Annotated in this window: 15 protein-coding genes and 1 pseudogene; 7 read left to right on the top strand and 9 right to left on the bottom strand. The window is 66.7% G+C overall.

Annotated elements, in window-relative coordinates:
• Window positions 1–209: 209 nt before the first annotated feature.
• The 5 genes and pseudogenes from ACEU5R_RS18170 to ACEU5R_RS18190 form a co-directional block, all read right to left on the bottom strand.
• Entirely contained in the window at window positions 210–1,736 is a 1,527-nt protein-coding gene (locus ACEU5R_RS18170) for a tripartite tricarboxylate transporter permease (protein ID WP_392411118.1), read from the bottom strand.
• Window positions 1,733–2,170, bottom strand: a complete 438-nt coding sequence (locus tag ACEU5R_RS18175) for a tripartite tricarboxylate transporter TctB family protein (RefSeq protein WP_103271767.1) — start codon at window positions 2,168–2,170, stop codon at window positions 1,733–1,735. The genes ACEU5R_RS18170 and ACEU5R_RS18175 overlap by 4 nt, the downstream gene beginning before the upstream one ends.
• A 117-nt stretch (window positions 2,171–2,287) precedes the next feature.
• A complete protein-coding gene (locus ACEU5R_RS18180; RefSeq protein ID WP_392411119.1) occupies window positions 2,288–3,286 on the bottom strand; it encodes a Bug family tripartite tricarboxylate transporter substrate binding protein in 999 nt (332 codons plus the stop codon).
• Between the two features lie 118 nt (window positions 3,287–3,404).
• A pseudogene (locus ACEU5R_RS18185) lies at window positions 3,405–4,901 on the bottom strand (sensor histidine kinase).
• Window positions 4,888–5,568 carry a response regulator gene (locus ACEU5R_RS18190; RefSeq protein WP_103271769.1) on the bottom strand — a complete coding sequence of 227 codons (681 nt, stop codon included), beginning with the start codon at window positions 5,566–5,568 and terminating at the stop codon, window positions 4,888–4,890. Before ACEU5R_RS18190 ends, ACEU5R_RS18185 begins: the two are co-directional and overlap by 14 nt.
• 491 nt (window positions 5,569–6,059) lie before the next feature.
• Between ACEU5R_RS18190 and ACEU5R_RS18195 the strand changes: the two genes are divergently transcribed.
• Window positions 6,060–7,442 carry a ClcB-like voltage-gated chloride channel protein gene (locus ACEU5R_RS18195; RefSeq protein ID WP_392411120.1) on the top strand — a complete coding sequence of 461 codons (1,383 nt, stop codon included), beginning with the start codon at window positions 6,060–6,062 and terminating at the stop codon, window positions 7,440–7,442.
• A 36-nt stretch (window positions 7,443–7,478) separates the two neighbouring features.
• On the opposite strand, the gene ACEU5R_RS18200 is transcribed toward ACEU5R_RS18195, so the two are convergent.
• Complete coding sequence (locus ACEU5R_RS18200) at window positions 7,479–8,390, bottom strand: LysR family transcriptional regulator (protein WP_392411121.1); 912 nt, start codon at window positions 8,388–8,390, stop codon at window positions 7,479–7,481.
• A gap of 263 nt (window positions 8,391–8,653) precedes the next feature.
• On the opposite strand from ACEU5R_RS18200, the gene ACEU5R_RS18205 reads away from it, so the two are divergent.
• The 6 genes from ACEU5R_RS18205 to ACEU5R_RS18230 all read left to right on the top strand — a co-directional run bounded on the left by ACEU5R_RS18205 (window position 8,654) and on the right by ACEU5R_RS18230 (window position 14,499).
• On the top strand, window positions 8,654–9,430 hold the full coding sequence (locus ACEU5R_RS18205) for a 5-oxoprolinase subunit PxpA (protein WP_103271773.1): 777 nt from the start codon (window positions 8,654–8,656) through the stop codon (window positions 9,428–9,430).
• A 46-nt stretch (window positions 9,431–9,476) separates the two neighbouring features.
• The gene (locus ACEU5R_RS18210) at window positions 9,477–9,719 is read left to right on the top strand and encodes an acetyl-CoA carboxylase (protein WP_392411122.1); all 243 of its coding nucleotides are present in this window, start codon (window positions 9,477–9,479) and stop codon (window positions 9,717–9,719) included.
• 7 nt (window positions 9,720–9,726) lie between these two features.
• Window positions 9,727–11,127: an acetyl-CoA carboxylase biotin carboxylase subunit gene (locus ACEU5R_RS18215; protein ID WP_392411123.1), complete on the top strand. Its 1,401-nt coding sequence runs from the start codon at window positions 9,727–9,729 to the stop codon at window positions 11,125–11,127.
• Entirely contained in the window at window positions 11,124–11,996 is an 873-nt protein-coding gene (locus tag ACEU5R_RS18220; RefSeq protein WP_392411124.1) for an allophanate hydrolase subunit 1, read from the top strand. The genes ACEU5R_RS18215 and ACEU5R_RS18220 overlap by 4 nt, the downstream gene beginning before the upstream one ends.
• Window positions 11,989–12,978 (top strand): biotin-dependent carboxyltransferase family protein, encoded by a 990-nt coding sequence (locus tag ACEU5R_RS18225; RefSeq protein ID WP_392411125.1) that lies wholly within the window; start codon window positions 11,989–11,991, stop codon window positions 12,976–12,978. The genes ACEU5R_RS18220 and ACEU5R_RS18225 overlap by 8 nt, the downstream gene beginning before the upstream one ends.
• Before the next feature lie 195 nt (window positions 12,979–13,173).
• Entirely contained in the window at window positions 13,174–14,499 is a 1,326-nt protein-coding gene (locus ACEU5R_RS18230) for a purine-cytosine permease family protein (RefSeq protein ID WP_392411126.1), read from the top strand.
• Between the two features lie 45 nt (window positions 14,500–14,544).
• Here ACEU5R_RS18230 and ACEU5R_RS18235 read toward each other — a convergent pair whose 3' ends face one another.
• Genes ACEU5R_RS18235 through ACEU5R_RS18245 form a run of 3 tightly spaced genes read right to left on the bottom strand, consistent with a single transcriptional unit; the run spans window position 14,545 to window position 19,399 of the window.
• Complete coding sequence (locus ACEU5R_RS18235; protein ID WP_392411127.1) at window positions 14,545–15,498, bottom strand: helix-turn-helix domain-containing protein; 954 nt, start codon at window positions 15,496–15,498, stop codon at window positions 14,545–14,547.
• A gap of 39 nt (window positions 15,499–15,537) precedes the next feature.
• The gene (locus tag ACEU5R_RS18240) at window positions 15,538–17,622 is read right to left on the bottom strand and encodes a hydantoinase/oxoprolinase family protein (RefSeq protein WP_392411128.1); all 2,085 of its coding nucleotides are present in this window, start codon (window positions 17,620–17,622) and stop codon (window positions 15,538–15,540) included.
• A 10-nt stretch (window positions 17,623–17,632) separates the two neighbouring features.
• Window positions 17,633–19,399, bottom strand: coding sequence for a hydantoinase B/oxoprolinase family protein (locus ACEU5R_RS18245; RefSeq protein WP_392411129.1), 1,767 nt, complete (start codon window positions 19,397–19,399; stop codon window positions 17,633–17,635).
• Between the last annotated feature and the right edge of the window lie 312 nt (window positions 19,400–19,711).

Raw genomic sequence — 19,711 nt, forward strand, 5'->3', positions numbered from 1 at the left:
ACGCTGCAGCAGCCTGAAAGAGCGCGCCATTTGGCGCGCTCTTTTCATTTCCACCAATACGAGCAAATACTCGCTATTAAGGTTTCGCAAGCAAACCCAGCGAGAATTCGCGCATAAAAAAAGGGCGCCGCAAGGCGCCCTGTCCAAGAACCGGCAGAGGCACCCCGCGGCGCCGCGCCTGCCGGTGCGCGGCCCGCTGGGGCGTCCGGTCATGCCGGCCCGACGACAACCTTCTTCTGCGCGCGCAGGCGGCGCATGAGCTGCGGCACCACAACCACGGCGCCGGCGGCCACCCACAAGCTGATGGCGACCGGGCTATGAAACAGCACCGACACATTGCCGTCGGTGATGGACAAGGCGCGCCGCAGGTTTTGCTCCATCATGTTGCCCAGCACCACGCCCAGCACCAGCGGCGCCATCGGCAGGCCGAACTTGCGCAGGAAGTAGCCCAGCGTGCCGATACCGGCCACCAGCAACAGGTCGAACGTGCCGGCGTTGATCGCATACACGCCGATATAGCTGATGCAGAGAATGCCCGGCACCATCAGCCAACCCGGCACCGACAGCACCTTGGAGAACAGCCGCACCATCGGTACGTTCATGATGAACAGCAGCACGTTGGCCACGAACAGCGAGGCGATCAGGCCCCAGACCAGCTCGGGCTTGGAATCGAACAGCACAGGCCCCGGCGTGATGTTGTAGAGCGTCAGCGCCCCCATCATCACCGCCGTCGTGCCCGAGCCCGGCACGCCCAGCGTCAGCATCGGCACGAAGGAACCCACCGCCGAAGCCGTGGCCGCCGCCTCGGGCGCGACCAGGCCGCGCATGTCGCCCTTGCCGAACTTGGCGTCCGGATCCTTGCCTTCGATGATGCGCTTTTCCTGCGAATAGGCCACGGCCGCGGCCACGCTGGCGCCCGCCCCCGGCAGCACGCCCACGCCGAAGCCGACGAAGGCGCTGCGCACCACGCTCCACCACGTGAACGCCAGCTCTTTCAGATTGAACAGCTTGCGGCCGCTGGGCTTGACCTCGACGCTGTGCCCGGCCATGACCTTCTCCAGCATTTCCAGCATCTCGCTGACCGCGAACAGGGCGATCACCACCACCACGAACTCGATGCCGTCGGACAGGTGCACCAGGTCGAAGGTATAGCGGTATACGCCTGAGTTCGCGTCCACGCCGACCACCGAAATCGACAACCCGATCATCGCCGCCAGCACGCCCTTGACGGGCTGCTTGCCCAGCAGGCTGGTCAGGCAGCAGAACGCAAAGATCATCAATACGAAGTATTCAGCCGGACCGAAGGCCAGCGCCCATTTGGCCAGCAGCGGCGCGAGCAGGATGATGCCCACCACCGACACGATGGCGCCGAAGAACGCCGACCAGGCCGACAGCGACAGCGCCACGTTGGCCAGGCCCTGGCGCGCCAGCGGATAGCCGTCCAGCGTGGTCATGATGGCGCTGGCTTCGCCCGGCACGTTCAGCAGGATGGACGTGATGCGCCCGCCGTACTCGGCGCCCACGTATACGGCCGCCAGCAGGATCAGCGCCGTCTCGGGCGGCAGGTTCATGGCGAAGGCGATCGGAATCAACATCGCCACGCCGTTGATCGGGCCCAATCCCGGCAACACGCCCACCAGCGTGCCGAAGAACGAGCCGATGGCCGCGACCAGCAGGTTGGTCAGCGAGAACGCGACGCCAAAGCCGATGGAAAGATGATCGAGGATGCCGCTCATATCAGGTTCTCCAGCAGTCCGCCGGGCAGGACCACGTCCAGCACCTTGTCGAACAACACGAAAAAGAAGACGCTCATGACCACGCCGCCGATGGCGCACTTGCCCCAGCCGCCGCCGAACAGCCGGCCCACCGCCACCGTCATCAACGCGGTCGCGACGATGAAGCCCAGCCACTGGAACAGGAAGGCGTAGCCCGCGCAGAACAGCACCATCAGCGCGATGCGCCCGTTGGCGCCGGGCGCGTTGGCCTGCACCGGGTTGCCACCCTTGATGGCCAGCCGCAGGCCGCACAGGCCGATGATCAGCGCCAGCAGCAGCGGGAAGGCACGCGGGCCGACGGGCTCGTAGGCGAACGGCGCCTCGATGTCCCATCCCGCCCAGGTCATGAAGGCCGCCAGCGCAAGCGCCGCGATGCCCAGGGTTCGATCGTTCATGGTGATGTCTTTCCGTGATGGCCGGAACGCGGCGTAGCCTCGTCCCGCCGCCCGCGAATGAACCGCGGGCGGGCTGCCACGCAGCGCTCGGGTTGGGATGAAGGCCGGCGGCCTAGATCACTTCTTGACCAGGCCGAAACTCTCGGCCAGTTCGCCGTACTGCTTCACCTGCTGCTTCACGTAGGCGTCCAGCTCGGCGCCGGTCTTGCTGAAGGGAAACAGGCCCTGCTGCTCGCGCAGCTTCGCGAATTCCGGCGTGCCGGTGGCCTTGTTGAACGCCTGGACCCAGAACTCATAGTCGCTGTCGGACACCTTCGGCCCCACGTAGAAGCCGCGGATGATGGGCCAGACGATGTCATAGCCCTGCTCGCGCGCGGTGGGCACGGTGTTCAGCTTGCCCGGCAGGCGCTGGTCATTGAACACGGCCAGCACGCGGATGGGAGCGCCGCCCTCGAGCATGGTGAAGGCTTCGGCCGCGTCGCCCATGTAGGCCTGGATATGGCCCCCGCGCAACGCAGTCACGGCCTCGCCGCCGCCTTCGAAGGCCACGAAGCGCATCTTCTTGAAGTCCACGCCCGCCGCCTTGGCGGTCAGCGCGGCCTTCATCCAATCCTGGCTGCCGACGGTGCCGCCGGCGCCCAGCACGATCCTGGTCGGATCCTGCTTGAAGGCCTCCATCAGGCCCTTCAGGTCGGTGTACGGCGAATCGTTGCGCACCACGGCCACGCCGTAGTCGGTGCCGATGCCGGCCAGCCAGCGCACGTTGTCGACGTTGTACTTGCCGAACTTGCCCTGCGCCAGATTCAGCAGCGAACCGCCGGAGAAGGCCACGATGGTGCCCGGCTCGTTCGGATGCTGGGCCACGATGTTGTTGTAGGCCACGGCGCCGATGCCGCCCGGCATGTAGACGATGCGCATGGCTGTCTTGAGCGCCCCGCTCTGCTTCAGGCCCTCGGTGGCCAGGCGGCAGGTCAGGTCGAAGCCGCCGCCGGGCTGGGCGGGGGCGATGCACTCCGGACGGCGGGGTTCGGCGGCGGCCTGGGCGGCGCCCAGCGACAGGGTCAGGGCGCCCACCGCCGTGGCGGCGGCCAGGCGCAGCTTCAAACTGGTCTGCATTGTTGCGTCTCCGAAATTTATAGGTCTGGATCCGATGCCCGCCTTGCAGGCCGTCCCATGCGCGGCTCTGCTGGCCCCGCGGACGCAACCGTACAAAATCGAACCTTTCCAACACCTTTCAAATTCTGTGATTTTCGTGATGCAGCGCAGCATCCGCGGTGTTTTCCAGGGTAAACACCAGCGCCGCGCGCAAGCCGGGCTGCGGCGTCCGGTTCTCCAGAACCAGCTTCGCGCCCAGGATCTCGGCGATGGTGCCGACGATGGCCAGGCCCAGGCCGGCGCCCGGCTTGTTCCTGCCCGCCGCTCCCCGGCGGAAACGCACGCAGGCGCGGGCGATGTCCTCGGCCGACATGCCCGGGCCGCTGTCCTCCACCACCAGCCAGGCCGTCCCGTCCCCGACCAGCACCCGGACCGTCAGATCCCCGCCCTGCGGGCTGTAACGGATGGCGTTGTCCACCAGGTTGCTGACCGCCTCCCGCAGCAGCCAGTCGGCCGCCGGCACCTTGACCGGTCCGGACGGCGTGTCCATGCCCACGTCCAGCTGGCGGGTACGGGCCGCCGGCAGCAGGGCGCGGATGACGGCGTCCGCCGTGTCGACCAGGTCGACCGGCTCGGGCGCGAACCCGCCTTCGGCCAGGGAGGCGTCTTTAGCGCGCGCCAGGGCCAGCATCTGGTTGGTGGTACGCACGGCCCTGTCCAAGCCTTCCTGCATCGCCAGAAGGGCTGTACGGACCTCCTGGGGGTCTGTTTCGCGCAAGGCATAGGCCGTCTGGGTCCGCAAAACCGACAAAGGCGTGCGCAATTGGTGCGAGGCGTCGTCCAGGAACTGGCTTTGCACCCTCGCCTGAGCCGCAAAACGGGCCATGTGGAGGTTTATGGCGCTGACCAGGGGTAGGACCTCACCTGGCATGTCCGATGCGTCTACGGGGCTTAAATCGTCCGAGGACCGCCTTTCCACATCCTGGCGCAGCCGTTCCAGGGGCCTCAGGGCCATGAAAACCCCCAGGATGACCACCAGGACGCTTATGACGATCACCGCCAGGTCGCGTTCCACCGAGCGCAACAGCACCCGGTGCAGAAATTCCTGGCGGGTGCCCAGGCCTTCCGCGACCTGCACGATTATACGTCCCCCTTTATTTGCATACAGCGGCGGATCCATCGGACGGGCCAGCGCCGCGACTCGCACCGGCGTGCCCAGGTAGTCGGCATAGAAAAACTGCGGTTCGCCAGATTCCAGCGGCGGGTCGGGCATGGGCAGGTCCGGATGACCGATCTCGGCCAGCCCGTCCTCGGTGGCTACCCGGTAGAACACGCTGCCATTGGCCGTCAGCTCGAAGAATTCCAGCATCAGGTATGGCTGCTCCATGGCTAATCCACCGCTGGCTGTGGATATGTTGTGGTCGATCGCGCGCAGCGCGCCGGCGAGCGAGCGGTCATAGGCCATGTCGACCTAGTTGCGCAGCTGGTGGTTCGACAGCCACAGCGCGGCGATCATCACCAGGACCAGCGTCGGAATCAGCCACCAGAGCAACTGTGTTTTCAGCGTCCGGGGGCGCCTGCCCTGTGCCGGCAGGCTGTTTTTCGCGCCGATTTTTTCCGTACTACGGGTTGTCAACAGCGTTCTCCAGGCAGTAGCCCATGCCGCGCATAGTCACGATCTGCACATCGGTATCCGCTAATTTCTTGCGCAAGCGGTGGACCAGCACTTCGATCGCTTCCAGGTTGATGTCCGCATCGTCGGTCAGGATCCGGTCCAGGATCTGTTGCTTGTTGATTGGTTCGCCACTTTTCTGGATCAGCGTGCGCAGCACCGCGTGTTCACGTGGGGATAACTGCAGGGGCTGTCCGTGGACCGTGAATTTCTGTGTCGCGGTATCGAAAACCAGGTTTCCCAGGATGTGCCGCGGACGTTCTCGCCCTCGGCTGCGCCGGATCAGCGCGATCAAACGCGCTTCCAACTCTTCCACAACAAAGGGTTTTGGCAGGAAATCATCGGCGCCTTCATGCAGCGTGCCGATTTTTTCGGCGAGTGAGTCGCGCGCAGTGAGGACCAGCACCGGCGTTCGATCGTCGCGCGCGCGCATCCTGGCCAGCAAGGAATGGCCATCCATGCCCGGCAATCCCAGGTCGAGCACGACCGCGTCGAATTCTTCCATTGCCAAACGCCGTTCGGCAACCAGCCCGTCATCTGCCCATTCCACAACGAAACCCGCGTGACGGGCCAGGCTGCGTGCCAACCAGCGGGCAAGTTCAGCTTCGTCTTCTATCAGAAGGATGCGCATGGACGAAGTCCGGGGGGGCGTGGCTGGGAGGTGAGAGAGAGCATGTTTGTCTTTTCCCTGTAGTTCTCTTTATATAAAGACTAATGATTAATAAGGCCTGTGGATAACTACCTTAACCTTGGAAACCTGTTTTTTTTCATAGCCTTGCGACGGTTTTTGGCTGTGCAAGAACTCTGTGTGGGAAAAAAGTCGAAGTTGGACAAGATTTGGCGACCCCGCCAAAACCCCCGCTTGTTCAACTTGCCTCCACAACATGTGCACAACAACGCGCCCCAGTAGTTATCCACAGGCTGATTCTTGCCGGACAGGCTCCGGATCGCCATTTTTACCCCTGAAAAACCCGCTTTGCCCATCCTGTTTTTCACCCCCTGGAAGCCTCCAGAAAGCCCTGTGAGGCACGTTCGCGGGCAGGCATTCCAGGCCCCATGCGCGCGTTCGGTTGACGGTCCGCTGAACAAAAAGTGAGCAGCTGCCGCCGTAGAATTCCGGCCATGGCAAAAGAAATTCGAATCGGAAAATTCCGCTGGGCCGGGGCGTTGCGTGGCCAATTGGTGGCCGAAAACCTGCCCTACACCTTGTTCACAGCCGCCTTGATGGGACTGCTGGGCGCGCTGGCCACCGTGGTGTTTCGCGAGCTGCTTTCCTGGATACAGGTGGTGCTGGGCGGAGAGGACACGCCGCATGGCATGGTCCATCTGGCGCGCGGCCTGGAGTCCTGGCAGCGGCTGCTGTTGCCGGCGGCCGGTGGCGCGTTGGCCGGCCTGGTTCTGCAACTGGCCTCGCGCTGGCTGCCCAGACGCGGCGCGGCCGATTACATGGAAGCCATCGCCGTCGGGCGCGGGGTGATCGGCTTTCGCCAGACCGTGGCGCGCAGTGTGTCCTCGCTGTTTTCCATCGGATCCGGCGCTTCCATCGGGCGCGAAGGGCCCATGGTGCAGCTGGCCGCGATGCTGTCCTCATTGAGCGGCCGCTTTCTGATCCTGCCGCCACGGCAATTGCGCCTGCTGGTGGCTTGCGGCGCGACGGCCGGCATCACCGCCGCCTATAACGCGCCCATCGCCGGCGCCCTGTTCATTTCCGAGATCGTCTACGGCGTGATTTCCTCTGCCACGCTGGTGCCGCTGGTGGTGGCCTCGGTCGTGGCCAATATCGTGACGCGGCAGATCCTGCACTACGACGCGGTATTCCACATGCCGCCCTTCGACTTCGTGTCCGGCTGGGAAGTGGCCAGCTATCTGGGACTGGGCCTGTTGGCCGGCTTGCTGGCGCCGCAGTTCCTGCGCCTGCTCGACCTGTCGCGCGCCGGTTTCGGCCGCCTGCCCGCGCCGTTGTGGACCCGCATGGCCCTGGGCGGCCTGATCGTCGGCGCGTTGTCGCTGTACAAGGCCGAGGTCTGGGGCAATGGCTACAGCGTGGTCAACAGCATGCTGCATACGCAATGGGCCTGGTCGGCGGTCGCCGCTATTCTGCTGTTGAAGATCATCGCCACGGCCGCCAGCGCCGGTTCGGGCGCGGTCGGCGGCGTGTTCACGCCTACCCTGTTCGTCGGCGCGGCGCTGGGTTCGCTTTATGGCATGGGCCTGCAGGCCCTGCTGCCGCCGGGCGCGGTGTCCACGCCCGCCAGTTATGCCGTGGTCGGCATGGGGGCGATGCTGGCCGCCACGACTTATGCGCCGCTCATGTCCATCCTGATGATTTTCGAGATGACGCTGAGCTATGAGGTGATGCTGCCGCTGATGCTGGCCTGCATCACGGGGTATGCCCTGGCGCAGCGGATACGGCCGGCATCCGTGTATTCGAAGTCGCTGGCGAGCAACCGGTTGGCGCGTGCAAGATTCGGCGGGGGCCGGGATGTGAGTGGGCGATCTTCCTGAGTGGCATGCTCTTTAAATATGAGCTATTGCTCATAATCAAGCCTGGCCTACCCGCTGCGCCGTATAGACATGCCGGAAATACTCGCGCACCGCCCGCATCGCCGGCGATATCTCCGCGCCCTTGCGCCAGGCCAGTCCCACGTTCATCGGCGGAATCGGATCCTTGAGCTGGATCGTCTCGATGCGCCGCCCTTCCAGCGACCAGGGCCGGTAAACCATGTCCGACAGCACCGTCACGCCGCTGCCGTTGGCCACCATGCTGCGCACGGCCTCGACCGACGAGGTGCGCAGCCGCACGTCCGGCTTGAACGGCGTTTCGTTCCAGTAGCGCAGTGCTGTATAGGCCGCTTCGTCCACCGTCAACATGATGAAAGGCTCGCGCGCCACGTCTTCCAGCGTGACGGTATCGCGCTCCAGCAAGGGATGCCGGGCCGGCAGCCATAGCCGCCGGGGCGAACCGAAGAAATGCTCGACCGCCAGGTCCGGGTTGGCCACATTGGACGTCAGCAGCACCGCCATGTCGTAGCGGTTGGCGATCAAGCCTTCCTCGATGGCGCTGCGGTTCAGCTCGTGCAGCTGGATGTCCAGCTGCGGATACTGCTGCGACAGCCGCTGCAGGTGATACGGCAGAAAATAACCGATGACGGTATAGGACGCGGCCAACAGCAGGCGGCCCGACACATCCTCGGCCGCGCTGGGCATGCGCAGCGCCTCGTCGACCGAGGACAGGATGTTGTACGCATGATTGAGAAAGCCGCGGCCGCTGTGCGTCAGCGTCACGCCGTGGGCGCTGCGTTCGAACAGCGCCGCGCCCACGGTTTCCTCCAGCTCGCGGATGGCGCTGGTGACGGCGGACTGGGAGATCGCCAGCTGGATCGCCGCTTGCGAAATCTGGCCCAGTTCGGCCGCGGCGACGAAGTACTTGAGCTGGCGCAGCGTGATCGACATGGCGAGTGCTATCTGATTAATCGATATTCAGAACGCAGAATATCTATTAATTCTGGTGGGAACCAGAAATCAAAATCTAGGGATTTCCCTTGGTTTTCATAGAGAAAGGCCAAATTGATGCGCTTCGTCGTAACTGCGTCGTATCTGAATTTCAGATACTGAACGATCAATAAAAAGAACTTTTTATCCCCGTCCGCCTTGGCTACTGTTCACGTCAAGCGCCGCGCCACACGCGGCCCGCAACAAGACGGAGACATCCCACAATGCGCAAGCGGAGCATCGACCTGAATTCCGACATGGGCGAAGGATTCGGCCCATGGACCATCGGAGACGGCGTGGACGACGCCATCATGCCGCTGATCAGCTCGGCCAACATCGCCACCGGCTTTCATGCCGGCGATCCCAACATCATGAACCGCACCGTGCTGCTGGCGCGCGAGCATGGCGTCTGCATCGGCGCCCATCCCGGTTTTCGCGACCTGGTCGGCTTCGGCCGCCGCGATCTACGCGAAAGCGCCGACGCCCTGGTCCACGACATCGTCTATCAGCTGGGGGCGTTGCGCGAATTCGCCCGCCTGCACGGGCTGCGGCTGCAGCACGTGAAACCGCATGGCGCGCTGTACATGCTGGCCGCGCGCGACGAGGCGCTGTCGCGCCGGCTGGTCGAGACGCTGCGTGAACTGGAGCCGACGCTGGCCCTGTACTGCATGGAAAACTCGGTGACCTGCCGCATCGCGCGCGAACTGAGCCAGCCCGTGGTGCGCGAGTTCTATGCCGATCGCGACTACGACGCCAGCGGCTCCATCGTCTTCACCCGCCGCCCACAGCCGCTGGACCCGGACAAGGTCGCCGCCAAGGTGCTGCGCGCCTGCGTCGACGGCAAGGTCCGCACCGTCGACGGCCAGGACATCGCCATCGATTTCGATTCCGTGTGCATCCACAGCGATACGCCGGGCGCGCTGGCGCTGGTGCGCGCCACGCGCGCGGCGCTGGACGGGGCCGGCATCCATGTCGCGCCGCCCAGCATCACCGGACCCTGAACCCGCGCGCGCTTGCAACCCATACGAACATTCCAAGGAGAAAACCATGTCGTCACAGGAAATCCCCAGCCCCTTGCCCGGCACTTTCTATCGCCGGCCCAGCCCCGACGCGCCGCCGTTCGTCGAGCCCGGCGCGACGGTCGCGGCGGGCGACGTGATCGGCATCGTCGAGGTCATGAAGCAGTTCATCCAGGTGGAAACGCCGGTCGCCGGGGTGGTCGAGGCTTTCCTGGCCGAAGACGGCGACCCGGTGGATATCGGCCAGCCGCTGCTGCGCATCAAGGAGTGAGCGTTCCATGTCCGTGATTGACTCTTCCTACCGCCCGCGCCGCATTCACAAGCTGCTGGTGGCCAACCGAGGCGAGATCGCTTTGCGCGTGATTCGCGCCGCCCGCGAACTCGGCATGCGCAGCGTGGCGGTCTATAGCGACGCGGACCGCGACGCGCTGGCCACGCGCATGGCGGACGAGGCCGTGCACATCGGCCCGGCCCACGCCACGCGCAGCTACCTGAACGTGGACGCCGTGTTGAAGGCCGCGCGCGAAACCGGCGTCCAGGCCGTGCATCCCGGCTACGGCTTTCTTTCGGAGAACGCCGCCTTCGCGCAGGCCGTCAGCGACGCGGGCCTGATCTTCGTCGGCCCGGATGCGGAGACCATACGGAAAATGGGCGACAAGGCCGCCGCGCGCGCCTGCGCCCTGGCGGCCGGCGTGCCGACCGTGCCCGGCAGCGCAGGCGTGGTGTCCTCGCTCGATGAAGCGCTGACGCATGCGGGCGGCATGGGCTATCCCCTGATGATCAAGGCGGCGGCCGGCGGCGGCGGGCGCGGCATCCGCGTGGTGCAGGACGAGGCCGAGCTGCGCGCGCAGATGCCGCAGGCCCAGGCCGAGGCGCAGGCGGCGTTCGGCTATGGCGGCGTCTACCTGGAACGCTACCTGCCGCGCGCGCGGCACATCGAAGTGCAGGTGCTGGGCGACGGCAAGAACGCCATCCATCTTTATGAACGCGAATGCTCGTTGCAGCGGCGTCGCCAGAAGGTGTTCGAGGAAGCGCCCTCGCCCGCGCTGGACGCCGCCACGCGCCAGCGCCTGTGCGAATCGGCGGCGCAGCTGGCGCGCTCGGTGGGCTATCGCGGCGCCGGCACGCTGGAGTTCCTGTACGACGACAGCCGTGGCGCGCACGATTTCTATTTCATCGAGATGAACACGCGCATCCAGGTCGAGCATCCCATCACCGAGGCCGTGACCGGCGTGGACCTGGTGCGCGAGATGCTGCGCATCGCCGATGGCGAGCCGCTGCGCTGGCGCCAGCAGGATATCTCGCTGCGCGGCGCGGCCATCGAATGCCGGCTCAATGCGGAGGATCCGCAGCGCAATTTCGCGCCCAGCCCGGGCCGCGTCGATCAGCTGCGCTGGCCGGGCGGGCCGGGCGTGCGCGTGGATTCCATGCTGTATCCGGGCTGCACGGTATCGCCCTACTACGATTCGCTGCTGGCCAAGCTCATTGTCTGGGACGAAGACCGTGGCGCGGCGTTGGCCCGGCTGTCGCGGGCGCTGGATGAGGTCGAGCTGGACGGCGTGCATTCCACGCTGGCGCTGCACCGCGCGCTGGCGCAAGATCCCGAGGTGGCGGCGGGCAACTACCACACGAACTGGCTGGAAGCCTGGATGCGGGCGGAGCGGGAGGAGCAGCGATGAGCGTGCGCTACACCCATGGCGGCGACGAATTCATCTTCGCCGAGATCAGCGAGGACATGTCGCTGGAATCCTTCTTCAAGGGCATGGCCATCACCCGCGCGCTGCGCGAGCGCGCGGTCGACGGCGTGACCGAGATCTGCCCGGCCAACGCGTCCTATCAGGTGCGCTACGACCCCGATCGCATCGCGCCCGACGCGTTGCTGGCCCTGCTGCGCGAGCTGGAGGACGGCATCGACATGGCCAACCTCAGCCTGGACACGCGCATCATCGAAATCCCGGTCTACTACAACGACCCGTGGACGCACGAGACGCTGATGCGCTTTCGCGAGCGGCATCAGGACCCGGCATCCACCGACCTGGAATACGCCGCGCGCATCAACGGCTTTGCGTCGGTGCAGGCCTTCATCGACGCGCATGCCGGCTCGCCCTGGTTCGTGTCCATGGTGGGTTTCGTGGCCGGCCTGCCCTTCATGTTCCAGATGGTCGAGCGCGAGCGCCAGCTGCAGGTGCCGAAGTACCTGCGGCCGCGCACCGACACGCCCAGGCACACGGTGGGACATGGCGGTTGCTTCGGCTGCATCTATTCCGTGCGCGGCGCCGGCGGCTATCAGATGTTCGGCGTGACGCCCGCGCCGATCTTCGAGCCGGGCCAGCGCCTGGCGCATCTGCGCGATTCGATGGTGTTCTTCCGGCCCGGCGACATCGTCAAGTTCAAGCCCATCAATCGCGAGGAATACGACCGGGCCGAGGCCCAGGTCGAGGACGGCAGCTTCGCGCTGCGCATCCGTCCCGTGTCCTTCTCGCTCGCGGAATTCCTGCGGGCGCCGCAATTGTGCAACGCCCGCCTGCTGGAGACGCTACATGGCTGACGCTTCCCACATCGAAGTCCTCAAGCCCGGACTGGCCACCTCGGTGCAGGACAAGGGCCGCCAGGGCTACTACCACCTGGGCATTCCGCCGTCGGGCGCGCTGGACCAGTACGCGCTGGCGGCGGCCAACCTGCTGGTGGGCAATGCCGAGGACGCGGCGGTGCTCGAATGCACGCTGCTCGGCCCGGAATTGCTGTTCCACCGCGCCGCGCTGATCGCCGTGACCGGCGCCACCATGGCGCCGAAGATCGATGGCAAGCCCATGCCCTGCAACATGGCGCTGGCCGTGCCCGCCGGCAGCCGCCTGTCGTTCGAGTTCGTCTCGGCGGGCGCGCGCGCCTGCCTGGCCGTGGCCGGCGGCATCGACGTGCCGGTGGTGCTGGGCAGCCGTTCGACCTATACGCTGGGCGCCATCGGCGGGCACGAGGGCCGCCGGCTCAAGGCCGGCGACAAGCTGGCCATTGGCCAACCCTCGCCGCGCGCGCGCGCCGGGCGCGAATTGCCCCTGGACCTGGCGGCGCACTGTCCCAAGACGCAGACGCTGCGCGTATTGCCGGGCCTGTACGACCATCGGCTGGAACCGGAATCGGCCGCCACGTTCTACCAGGACGCCTGGACCGTCACGTCCGAGGCCGACCGCATCGGCTACCGCTACAAGCAGGGCCGCGCGCTGCGTTTTCGCGAGCGCGAACAGCCCTTCGGCGCGGGCGCGGATCCGTCCAACATCGTCGACGCCTGCTATCCCATCGGCTCGATCCAGGTGCCGGCCGGCGTGGAGCCCATCATCCTGCACCGCGACGCGGTGTCCGGCGGCGGTTACGCCATGATCGGCACGGTCATCAGCGCCGACATGGACAAGGTCGGACAGATGCAGCCCAACCAGAGCGCGCGCTTCGAAAAGGTGACGCTGGAGCAGGCGCTGGCCGCCAGGCGTGAGCACCACGCCCGCTACGACCGTTTGCGGCAGGCGCTCAGCGGTTAAGACGCCGGCATCCTCGACCGCGCCCTGAGCGGCGCGTTTTCCCCGCTTTCTTTCACGTTCCACGCCGCAGCCCGCAGCACGGGTTGCGCGCGTCGGCGCGTCCGTTGCAGTTGAACCGCAGCAAAGCACGCCGCAAGGCACGCAGTATCCGTCGCTTCATTCATCGCAGCACTGATTCCCGCCGGGAGATCGATCATGGCCAACCTGGTCCGCAACAAACCGTCCGACGAGACGGACAATTCCCTGCATGCCGTCGCCGATGCCGACCGCATGCCGCGCTACTCGCTCACCATGGCATGGTGGGCCGTGTGCAGCGCGATGTTCTATATCGTCGTGGGGGCGACGCTGGCGCTGAAGTACGGCGCGCGCAACGCCATCATCGGCATGGCGCTGTCGGTGGTCTGCTATGGCATCGTCAACGGCATCATCAGCCGCTACGCGATCCGCACCGGCCTGTCGGTGGCGCTGTTCTCGCGCAAGCTGTTCGGAACGTCCGGCGCGGCGCTGGCCACGCTGATCTTCTTCGCCACCGCCATCTACTACGCGGTGTTCGAAGGCGCCGTCATCGCCGTGGCGGCGCACCACCTTTATCCCGCCGTGCCGTACTGGCTGGTGGCGCTGGCGGTGGTGATCTACAGCGTGCTGCTGATCTTCGGCAGCGTGCAGCGTTGGCTAGACAAGTTCAACGGCGTGCTGCTGCCCTTCTATCTGCTGGGCCTGCTGCTGGCCGTGGTAATGGCCACGCGCGAATACGGCTACAGCGACGCCTGGCTGTCCTTCGGACCTGCTGGCGGCCCGGTGGCGGGCGGCTGGTGGGATGCGTTCGTGTACTACATGGGCGTGTGGATCCTGATGATGTTCACTTTCGACTATGCGCGTTTCGGCAAGCGCGAGGATCAGGCGTATCACAGCCGTTTCAATTTCGGCATGCCGTTCTACCTGGTGACCTTCCTGCTCAACGGCGTGGCCGGCATCTACCTGGTCAGCGCGATTCCCAGCGATGCGGCGTTGTCGGAAGTGTCGGTGGTGCTGGCCCTGCTCAAGCTCATGGGATTGGGCGGCCTGCTGTTCGTCTGGATCACGCAGACCCGCATCAATACCGCCAACTACTACCTGGCCACCATCAACATGCAGGCCTTCTTCGCGCGCTTTTCCGGCATGCGCTGGCCCAAGGCCGCCTGGGCCGTGGCGGTGGGCGCGGTGACCTACGCGCTGATGCTGCTGGACGTGTTCTCGTATCTGCTGCAGGCGCTGGCCTACCAGGGCATCTTCGTCGTGTCCTGGGTCGCGGTGGCGCTGGTGCACATCCTGTCGGGCGATGACGGGACCGTGTCGTCCGGCGGCGCGGCGTTCAATCGGGCGGGCCTGACGGGCTGGTTCGCTGGCGCGATCTGCGGACTGGCCCTGATGCACACGGCGGGCTTCGCGGCCACGCTGGCCGCGCCGGCCAGCTTCGTGGTGTCGGCGCTGGTGTACCGGTTGTGCGCCGGCGCGGCGGGCCGGGTGGCTGCGGCCGGCTAGATCAGGGCGACGATGCGTGGTCGGTCACACCGGCCGCGCTTCGTATCAATCCATGCGGCGGCGCGCTTGCCCCGGCGTGTGTCCATAGCGGCGCTTGAACAGCCGCGAGAAATGCGACTGGTCGGCAAAGCCCCATTGATGCGCGACGCTGGCCACGGATACGGGCGCGCCGCGCAGCGCCTGCTCGGCGCGGCCCAGGCGCTGCTCGTGCAGCCACTGGACAAAGGTCTGGCCCGCGTCGCGGTACAGCGCGTGCAGGTAGCGCGTGGAGATGCCGCAGGCCTGCGCGGTGCGTTCCGGCGTCAGGTCGCGGTCGCCCAGGTGGCGGCGCGCGTAGTCCTCGATGCGGCACAGGTGCGCGGCGCGCACCGCCGAATCGCTGGAGGACAGCACGCGCGCATCGGCCTGCACCGAACAGACCAGCAGGTCCACCAGCTGCTGCGCGGCGAGTTCGCGTGCCGGGCCGTCGCCGCCATCCAGCTGCTGCCCGAGCTGCTGGCCGACCAGTTCCACATAGGACGCGAACAACCAGCCCGCGCCGCTGCTGGCGTCGAACGACAGCGCGCAATAGCGGTCGGGCGTGCGTAGCCGGCCGCGCAGCAGGGCGCCGGGCACCTTCAGCACCGACAACGCGTTGTCCTGCGCATAAGAGAATTCATAGGGGCTGTGGCCGTGTTCCAGCAGGAACGCGCCGGGCTGGCACAGCGTTTCGCGGCCGGCCTGGGCGAAGCGTATGCCGCTTTGGCGCGGCACAGTCACCAGATATTGCTCGTCGTTGCAGTCGCGCAGATGCGTCTTCAGCCGCCGGTAGCACAGCGGCGACGAGGCCAGCCGCGACAGCGACAGCGCGCCCAGCCGCCAGGAGCGCAGCGAGCCCTCGAAGCGCGCGGCGTCCTGGAATTGCAGTTGCAGGCTAAAGTAGGTGTTTCCGACCGCCGCCTCCCAGTGGCGGGAGCGGTCGGGAGCGGCCAGGCCGGCGGTGTCGTAGCGGGTGTCCACGGGACTGCCCTCCGCGTGCATAACAGACGCCAATCTGGATCAGCCGGCCGCGCGGGTCAATAAGTACGTACCCGAGCCGTGCAGCAGGGCTTGCCAGCCTGGCCGCACCACGATGGTGGTGGTGGGCTCCTCGATCACCGCGGGGCCGGCGATCGCGTCGCCGGCCAGCAGCTTGCCGCCGTCATACACCGGGGTGGCGGTCCAGGGGCCGTCGCCCTCGAACAGCATGTCGCGCATGTCCGTCAGCGCTCTCGCCGGATCGCCGTCGCCGCTTGGCAGCTCAGGCAAGGCGGGTTTGTCCACCGCGCCGGCCGCCATCACTTCCAGGTTCACCAGTTCGACCACGTTGTGCGGTTCGGCATAGGTGTAGAGCTGTTCGTGGCGCGCATGGAAAGCGCGAAGCAGCGCGTCCAGCGTGTCGGCGGTGACGGGGCCGGGGGGAACGTCCACCTGGCATTCGTGGATCTGGCCCTGATAGCGCATCTCGACCTTGCGGTCCAGGCTGATGCGTTCCGGCGCGAAACCGTCGGCCGCCAGTAACTCGCGGCCGCGCGCTTCCATGTCGCTGAACAGCTGGTCCAGCCGCGCCAGATCGGCGTGCTCGTCCAGGCGCATGACGGCGCTGGCCAGGAAGTGGTATTTGACGTCGGAGATCACCTGGCCAAAGGCGCACAGGCAGGAGGCGATCTTGGGCACCAGTACGTTGCGGCTGCCGATTTCCTCGGCCAGCGCCGTGATGTGCATGCCCGCCGCGCCCCCGGCGCAGACCAGCGCGAAGTCGCGCGGATCGTAGCCGTTCTCGATGGAGATGCGACGGATGCCGTTGGCCATGTTCAGGTTCACCAGCGTGCCGATACCGTGCGCCGCGCGTTCCAGGCTCAGGCCTAGCGGCTCGGCCACGCCGCGCCGGATGGCGGCGACGGCGCGCTCGCGGTCCAGGCGGATGGCGCCGCCCAGCACCGCATCCGGGCGCAGGTAGCCCAGCGCCATGTTGGCGTCGGTGACGGTCGGTTCCTCGCCGCCCTGGCCGTAGCAGGCCGGCCCGGGCATGGCGCCGGCGCTGCGCGGTCCCACTTCCAGCATGCCGAAGGCGTTCAGGTGGGCGATCGAGCCGCCGCCCGCGCCCAGCGTCTCGACGTGGATCATCGGCACGCCGATGCGGTGGCGCAGGAAATCGATGTTGCGGTTCAGGTTGGTCTGGCCGCCGCGCGCCAGGGTGATGTCGAACGAGGTGCCGCCCATGTCCACGGTGATGATGTTGTCGATGCCGAAGGGCGCGGCCACGTACAGGCCCGCCTGCGGCGCCGAGGCCGGGCCGGAGTTGATGGCGTTGACCGCGCGGCGGCGCATGATCTCGCCCACCGCCAGCCCGCCGTTGGACTGGAAGTAGCGCACCGCGCCGCGCGCGCCCAGGCCGCGGAAATAGTCGTCGATGCGCGCCACGTAGCGCGCCATCACCGGACTCAGGTAGGCATTGACGATGGTGGTGGACGTGCGCGTGTATTCGCGCACCTGTGGATAAACCTCATGGCCGGCGCAGACGAACACATCGGGCATGGCCTCGGCCACCATCCGCAGCGCGCGCTGTTCATGTGCGGGATTGGCTGGCGCCCAGACGAAGGACACCGCCACCGCCTGCACGCCCTCGCGCTTGAAGACCTCGATGGCGGCGCGCACGTCGTCCTCGTTCAGCGGCTGGCGCACCGAGCCGTCGGCCAGCACGCGCTCGCGCACCGGCAGGCGCAGCCGGCGCGGCACCAGCTGCGGCGCCGGCGGGTAGTCGGCGTCGTAGCGGTAGCCCTCTTCCTTGTGGCCCAGGCGGATCTCGATGCTGTCCTCGTGGCCAGCGGTGCACAAGAGACCGACCTTGACGCCCTTCAACTCGATCAGCGCGTTCAGCGCCACGGTGGTGCCATTGATGCACAGATCGCAGTCGCGCACGATGTCCTCGACCGGGCGGCCCAGTTCTTCGGCCATCTGCGCCAGGCCGGCGGCGATGGCGCGGGTGCCGTCCTGCGGCGTGGATGCGCTCTTGAACAGGCGGATCTTGCCGTCGCGGCCCGCCAGCACGAAATCGGTGAAGGTGCCGCCGGCGTCCACGCCGAGGCGATATTGTCCTTGCATGGTGGGCTCCTTAACGGGGATCGCGGGTGCGCAGGGCATGGGTGGCGGTCAGGTCGGGCTGGCCGTCGGCGCCGATGGCGACGCCGTACTCGGCCTGCGCGGCCTCGCGCGAGACCAGGCCGTTGCCGACGTCGCGCGCCACGTCCAGCGGCGCGCGGCTATAGGGATCGCCGTAGCCGCCCCCTCCCGGATTGACGTTGCGCGCGCGTTCGCCCGGCGTCACTTTCAGGATGGTGTTCTTGCGATGCGTGGTGACCTGGCCGTCGGCGTGACGGTGCTCCAGCCGGCCCAGCTTGCGCTCGGGCAGCGAGTTGTAGGCGCCCGCCGCGCCTCCGGTGGGAATCTGCCGGCCCTCGCCGAAAGCCACCACGGTCATCTCGTGGCCGATCGGCTCCACTTCCCACACGGTGCCGCTGCCGCCGCGATGCTGCCCGGCGCCGCCGCTGTCCTGCTGCAGGCCATAGCGATGGATGATGATGGGATAGGCGTATTCCAGCAGCTCGATGTCGCCCGAACTCAGGGCGCCGAAACAGCACAGCGGGCCGCAGGCGTGCCAGCCGTCCATCTGGCGCGTGGCGCCGGCGCCCGAGATGATCGAGGCCAGCACCATGGTCACGTATTGCTCGCCGGTCTTGGGATCGACGCCGGCGATATTGACGCCGCTGGCATGGCCCCAGGACGCCGTCACGCGCTCCGGCGCGGCGGCCTCGAAGGCCTGGCGCACCGCGTCGGTCAGCGTCTCCATCGGCGTGGTGGTGCAGTTCACGTGCGGCGCCGGCTCGCGCGCGTTGCACAGCGTGCCCGACTCGCCCAGGTCCACCGTCACGCAGCGGTACAGCCCGGCGTTGTAGGGCGGCGGTACCTGGGCGAACATCATCAGCCCCAGGTAGATGCCCGACAGCGAATTGCCCGCGTAGGAATTGATGAAGTACGGCACCTGCGGCGGGCTGTCGATGCGGATGTGCACGCTGTCGCCGTTGACCGTCACCGCCGCCGAGATGGTCATGTCGCCATGGCCGTGGCCGGCGTCCTCCAGCCGCGCGCGGCCGTGGTACGTGCCGTCCGGGATCGACGCGATCAGCGAGCGCATGTGCCGGTCGGCCATGTCCTTCAGCTCGGCGATGGCGGCCTGCACGGTGGCCAGCCCGTACTTGGCCAGCAGCGCGCGTAGGTGGCGTTCGCCGACGCGGCAGGCGCCGTACTGCGCGTTCAGGTCGCCTTCCTGGTCGCGCCGCGCCCGCATATTGCACAGCAGCAGGTTGATCACGTCGTCGCGCCGCACGCCGCGGTCCCAGAGCTTGACCGGCGGGATCCGCAGCCCTTCGGCGTACAGGTCGCGCGCATCCGGGTTGTACCCGGCCGGCACCGGGCCGCCGATATCGGTCAGGTGGCCCTTGCAGACCGCCCAGAACACCAGCTCGCCCTCGTGGAACACCGGCTTGTACATGCAGCAATCCAGGATGTGGCTGCCCTGGTAGACCGGGTCGTTGTGATAAATGATGTCGCCTTCGTGCAGGTCGTCGCCAAAGAAATCGGCGACCGCCTTCATGGCCGGGATCAGCGAACCCAGGTGAATCGGGATGTCCTGGCCCTGCAGGATCATTTCCGGGTGATGGTCGAACAGCGCGTTGCTGTAGTCGTGCGCCAGGTTGAAGACGCTGGAGCGGCCGGTCTTCTCCAGCGTCAGCGTCATTTCGCGTTGCGCCGTCTCCAGCGCGCCGCGCACCACGGCCAGCGTGATCGGGTCCACCGGCGCGCCGGCGGTTTGCTTGCTCATCATGTTCCCCTTGATCGAGCGCCGTCTTCGAGGACGGCCATGGGGCTACGTTAATGAGCGGGGGGCGGCGCTGGCTTGTACCGGAGCGCAGGAAAAATAGGCTGTGGAGGAACGGGGACGGATCGATTCGGAACCCGGCGGGGGCAGGGAAATCGAGCCGGATGCCTGTGGATAAGCCTGTTGGCTAGTCTGTGATCAAGCTGTTGGCAGGCTGTGCGCAGGGTGTGGACAGGGTGTGGGCAAGTGGCGGCTTTTCCCTATGGGACGCGACGGCAAGCCTGCTTTTTCCACCCTGTTGGCAGATCAGCACTG

Origin of the sequence: Achromobacter sp. 413638 (assembly GCF_043119405.1) — a bacterium.
Lineage (GTDB): Bacteria > Pseudomonadota > Gammaproteobacteria > Burkholderiales > Burkholderiaceae_B > Achromobacter.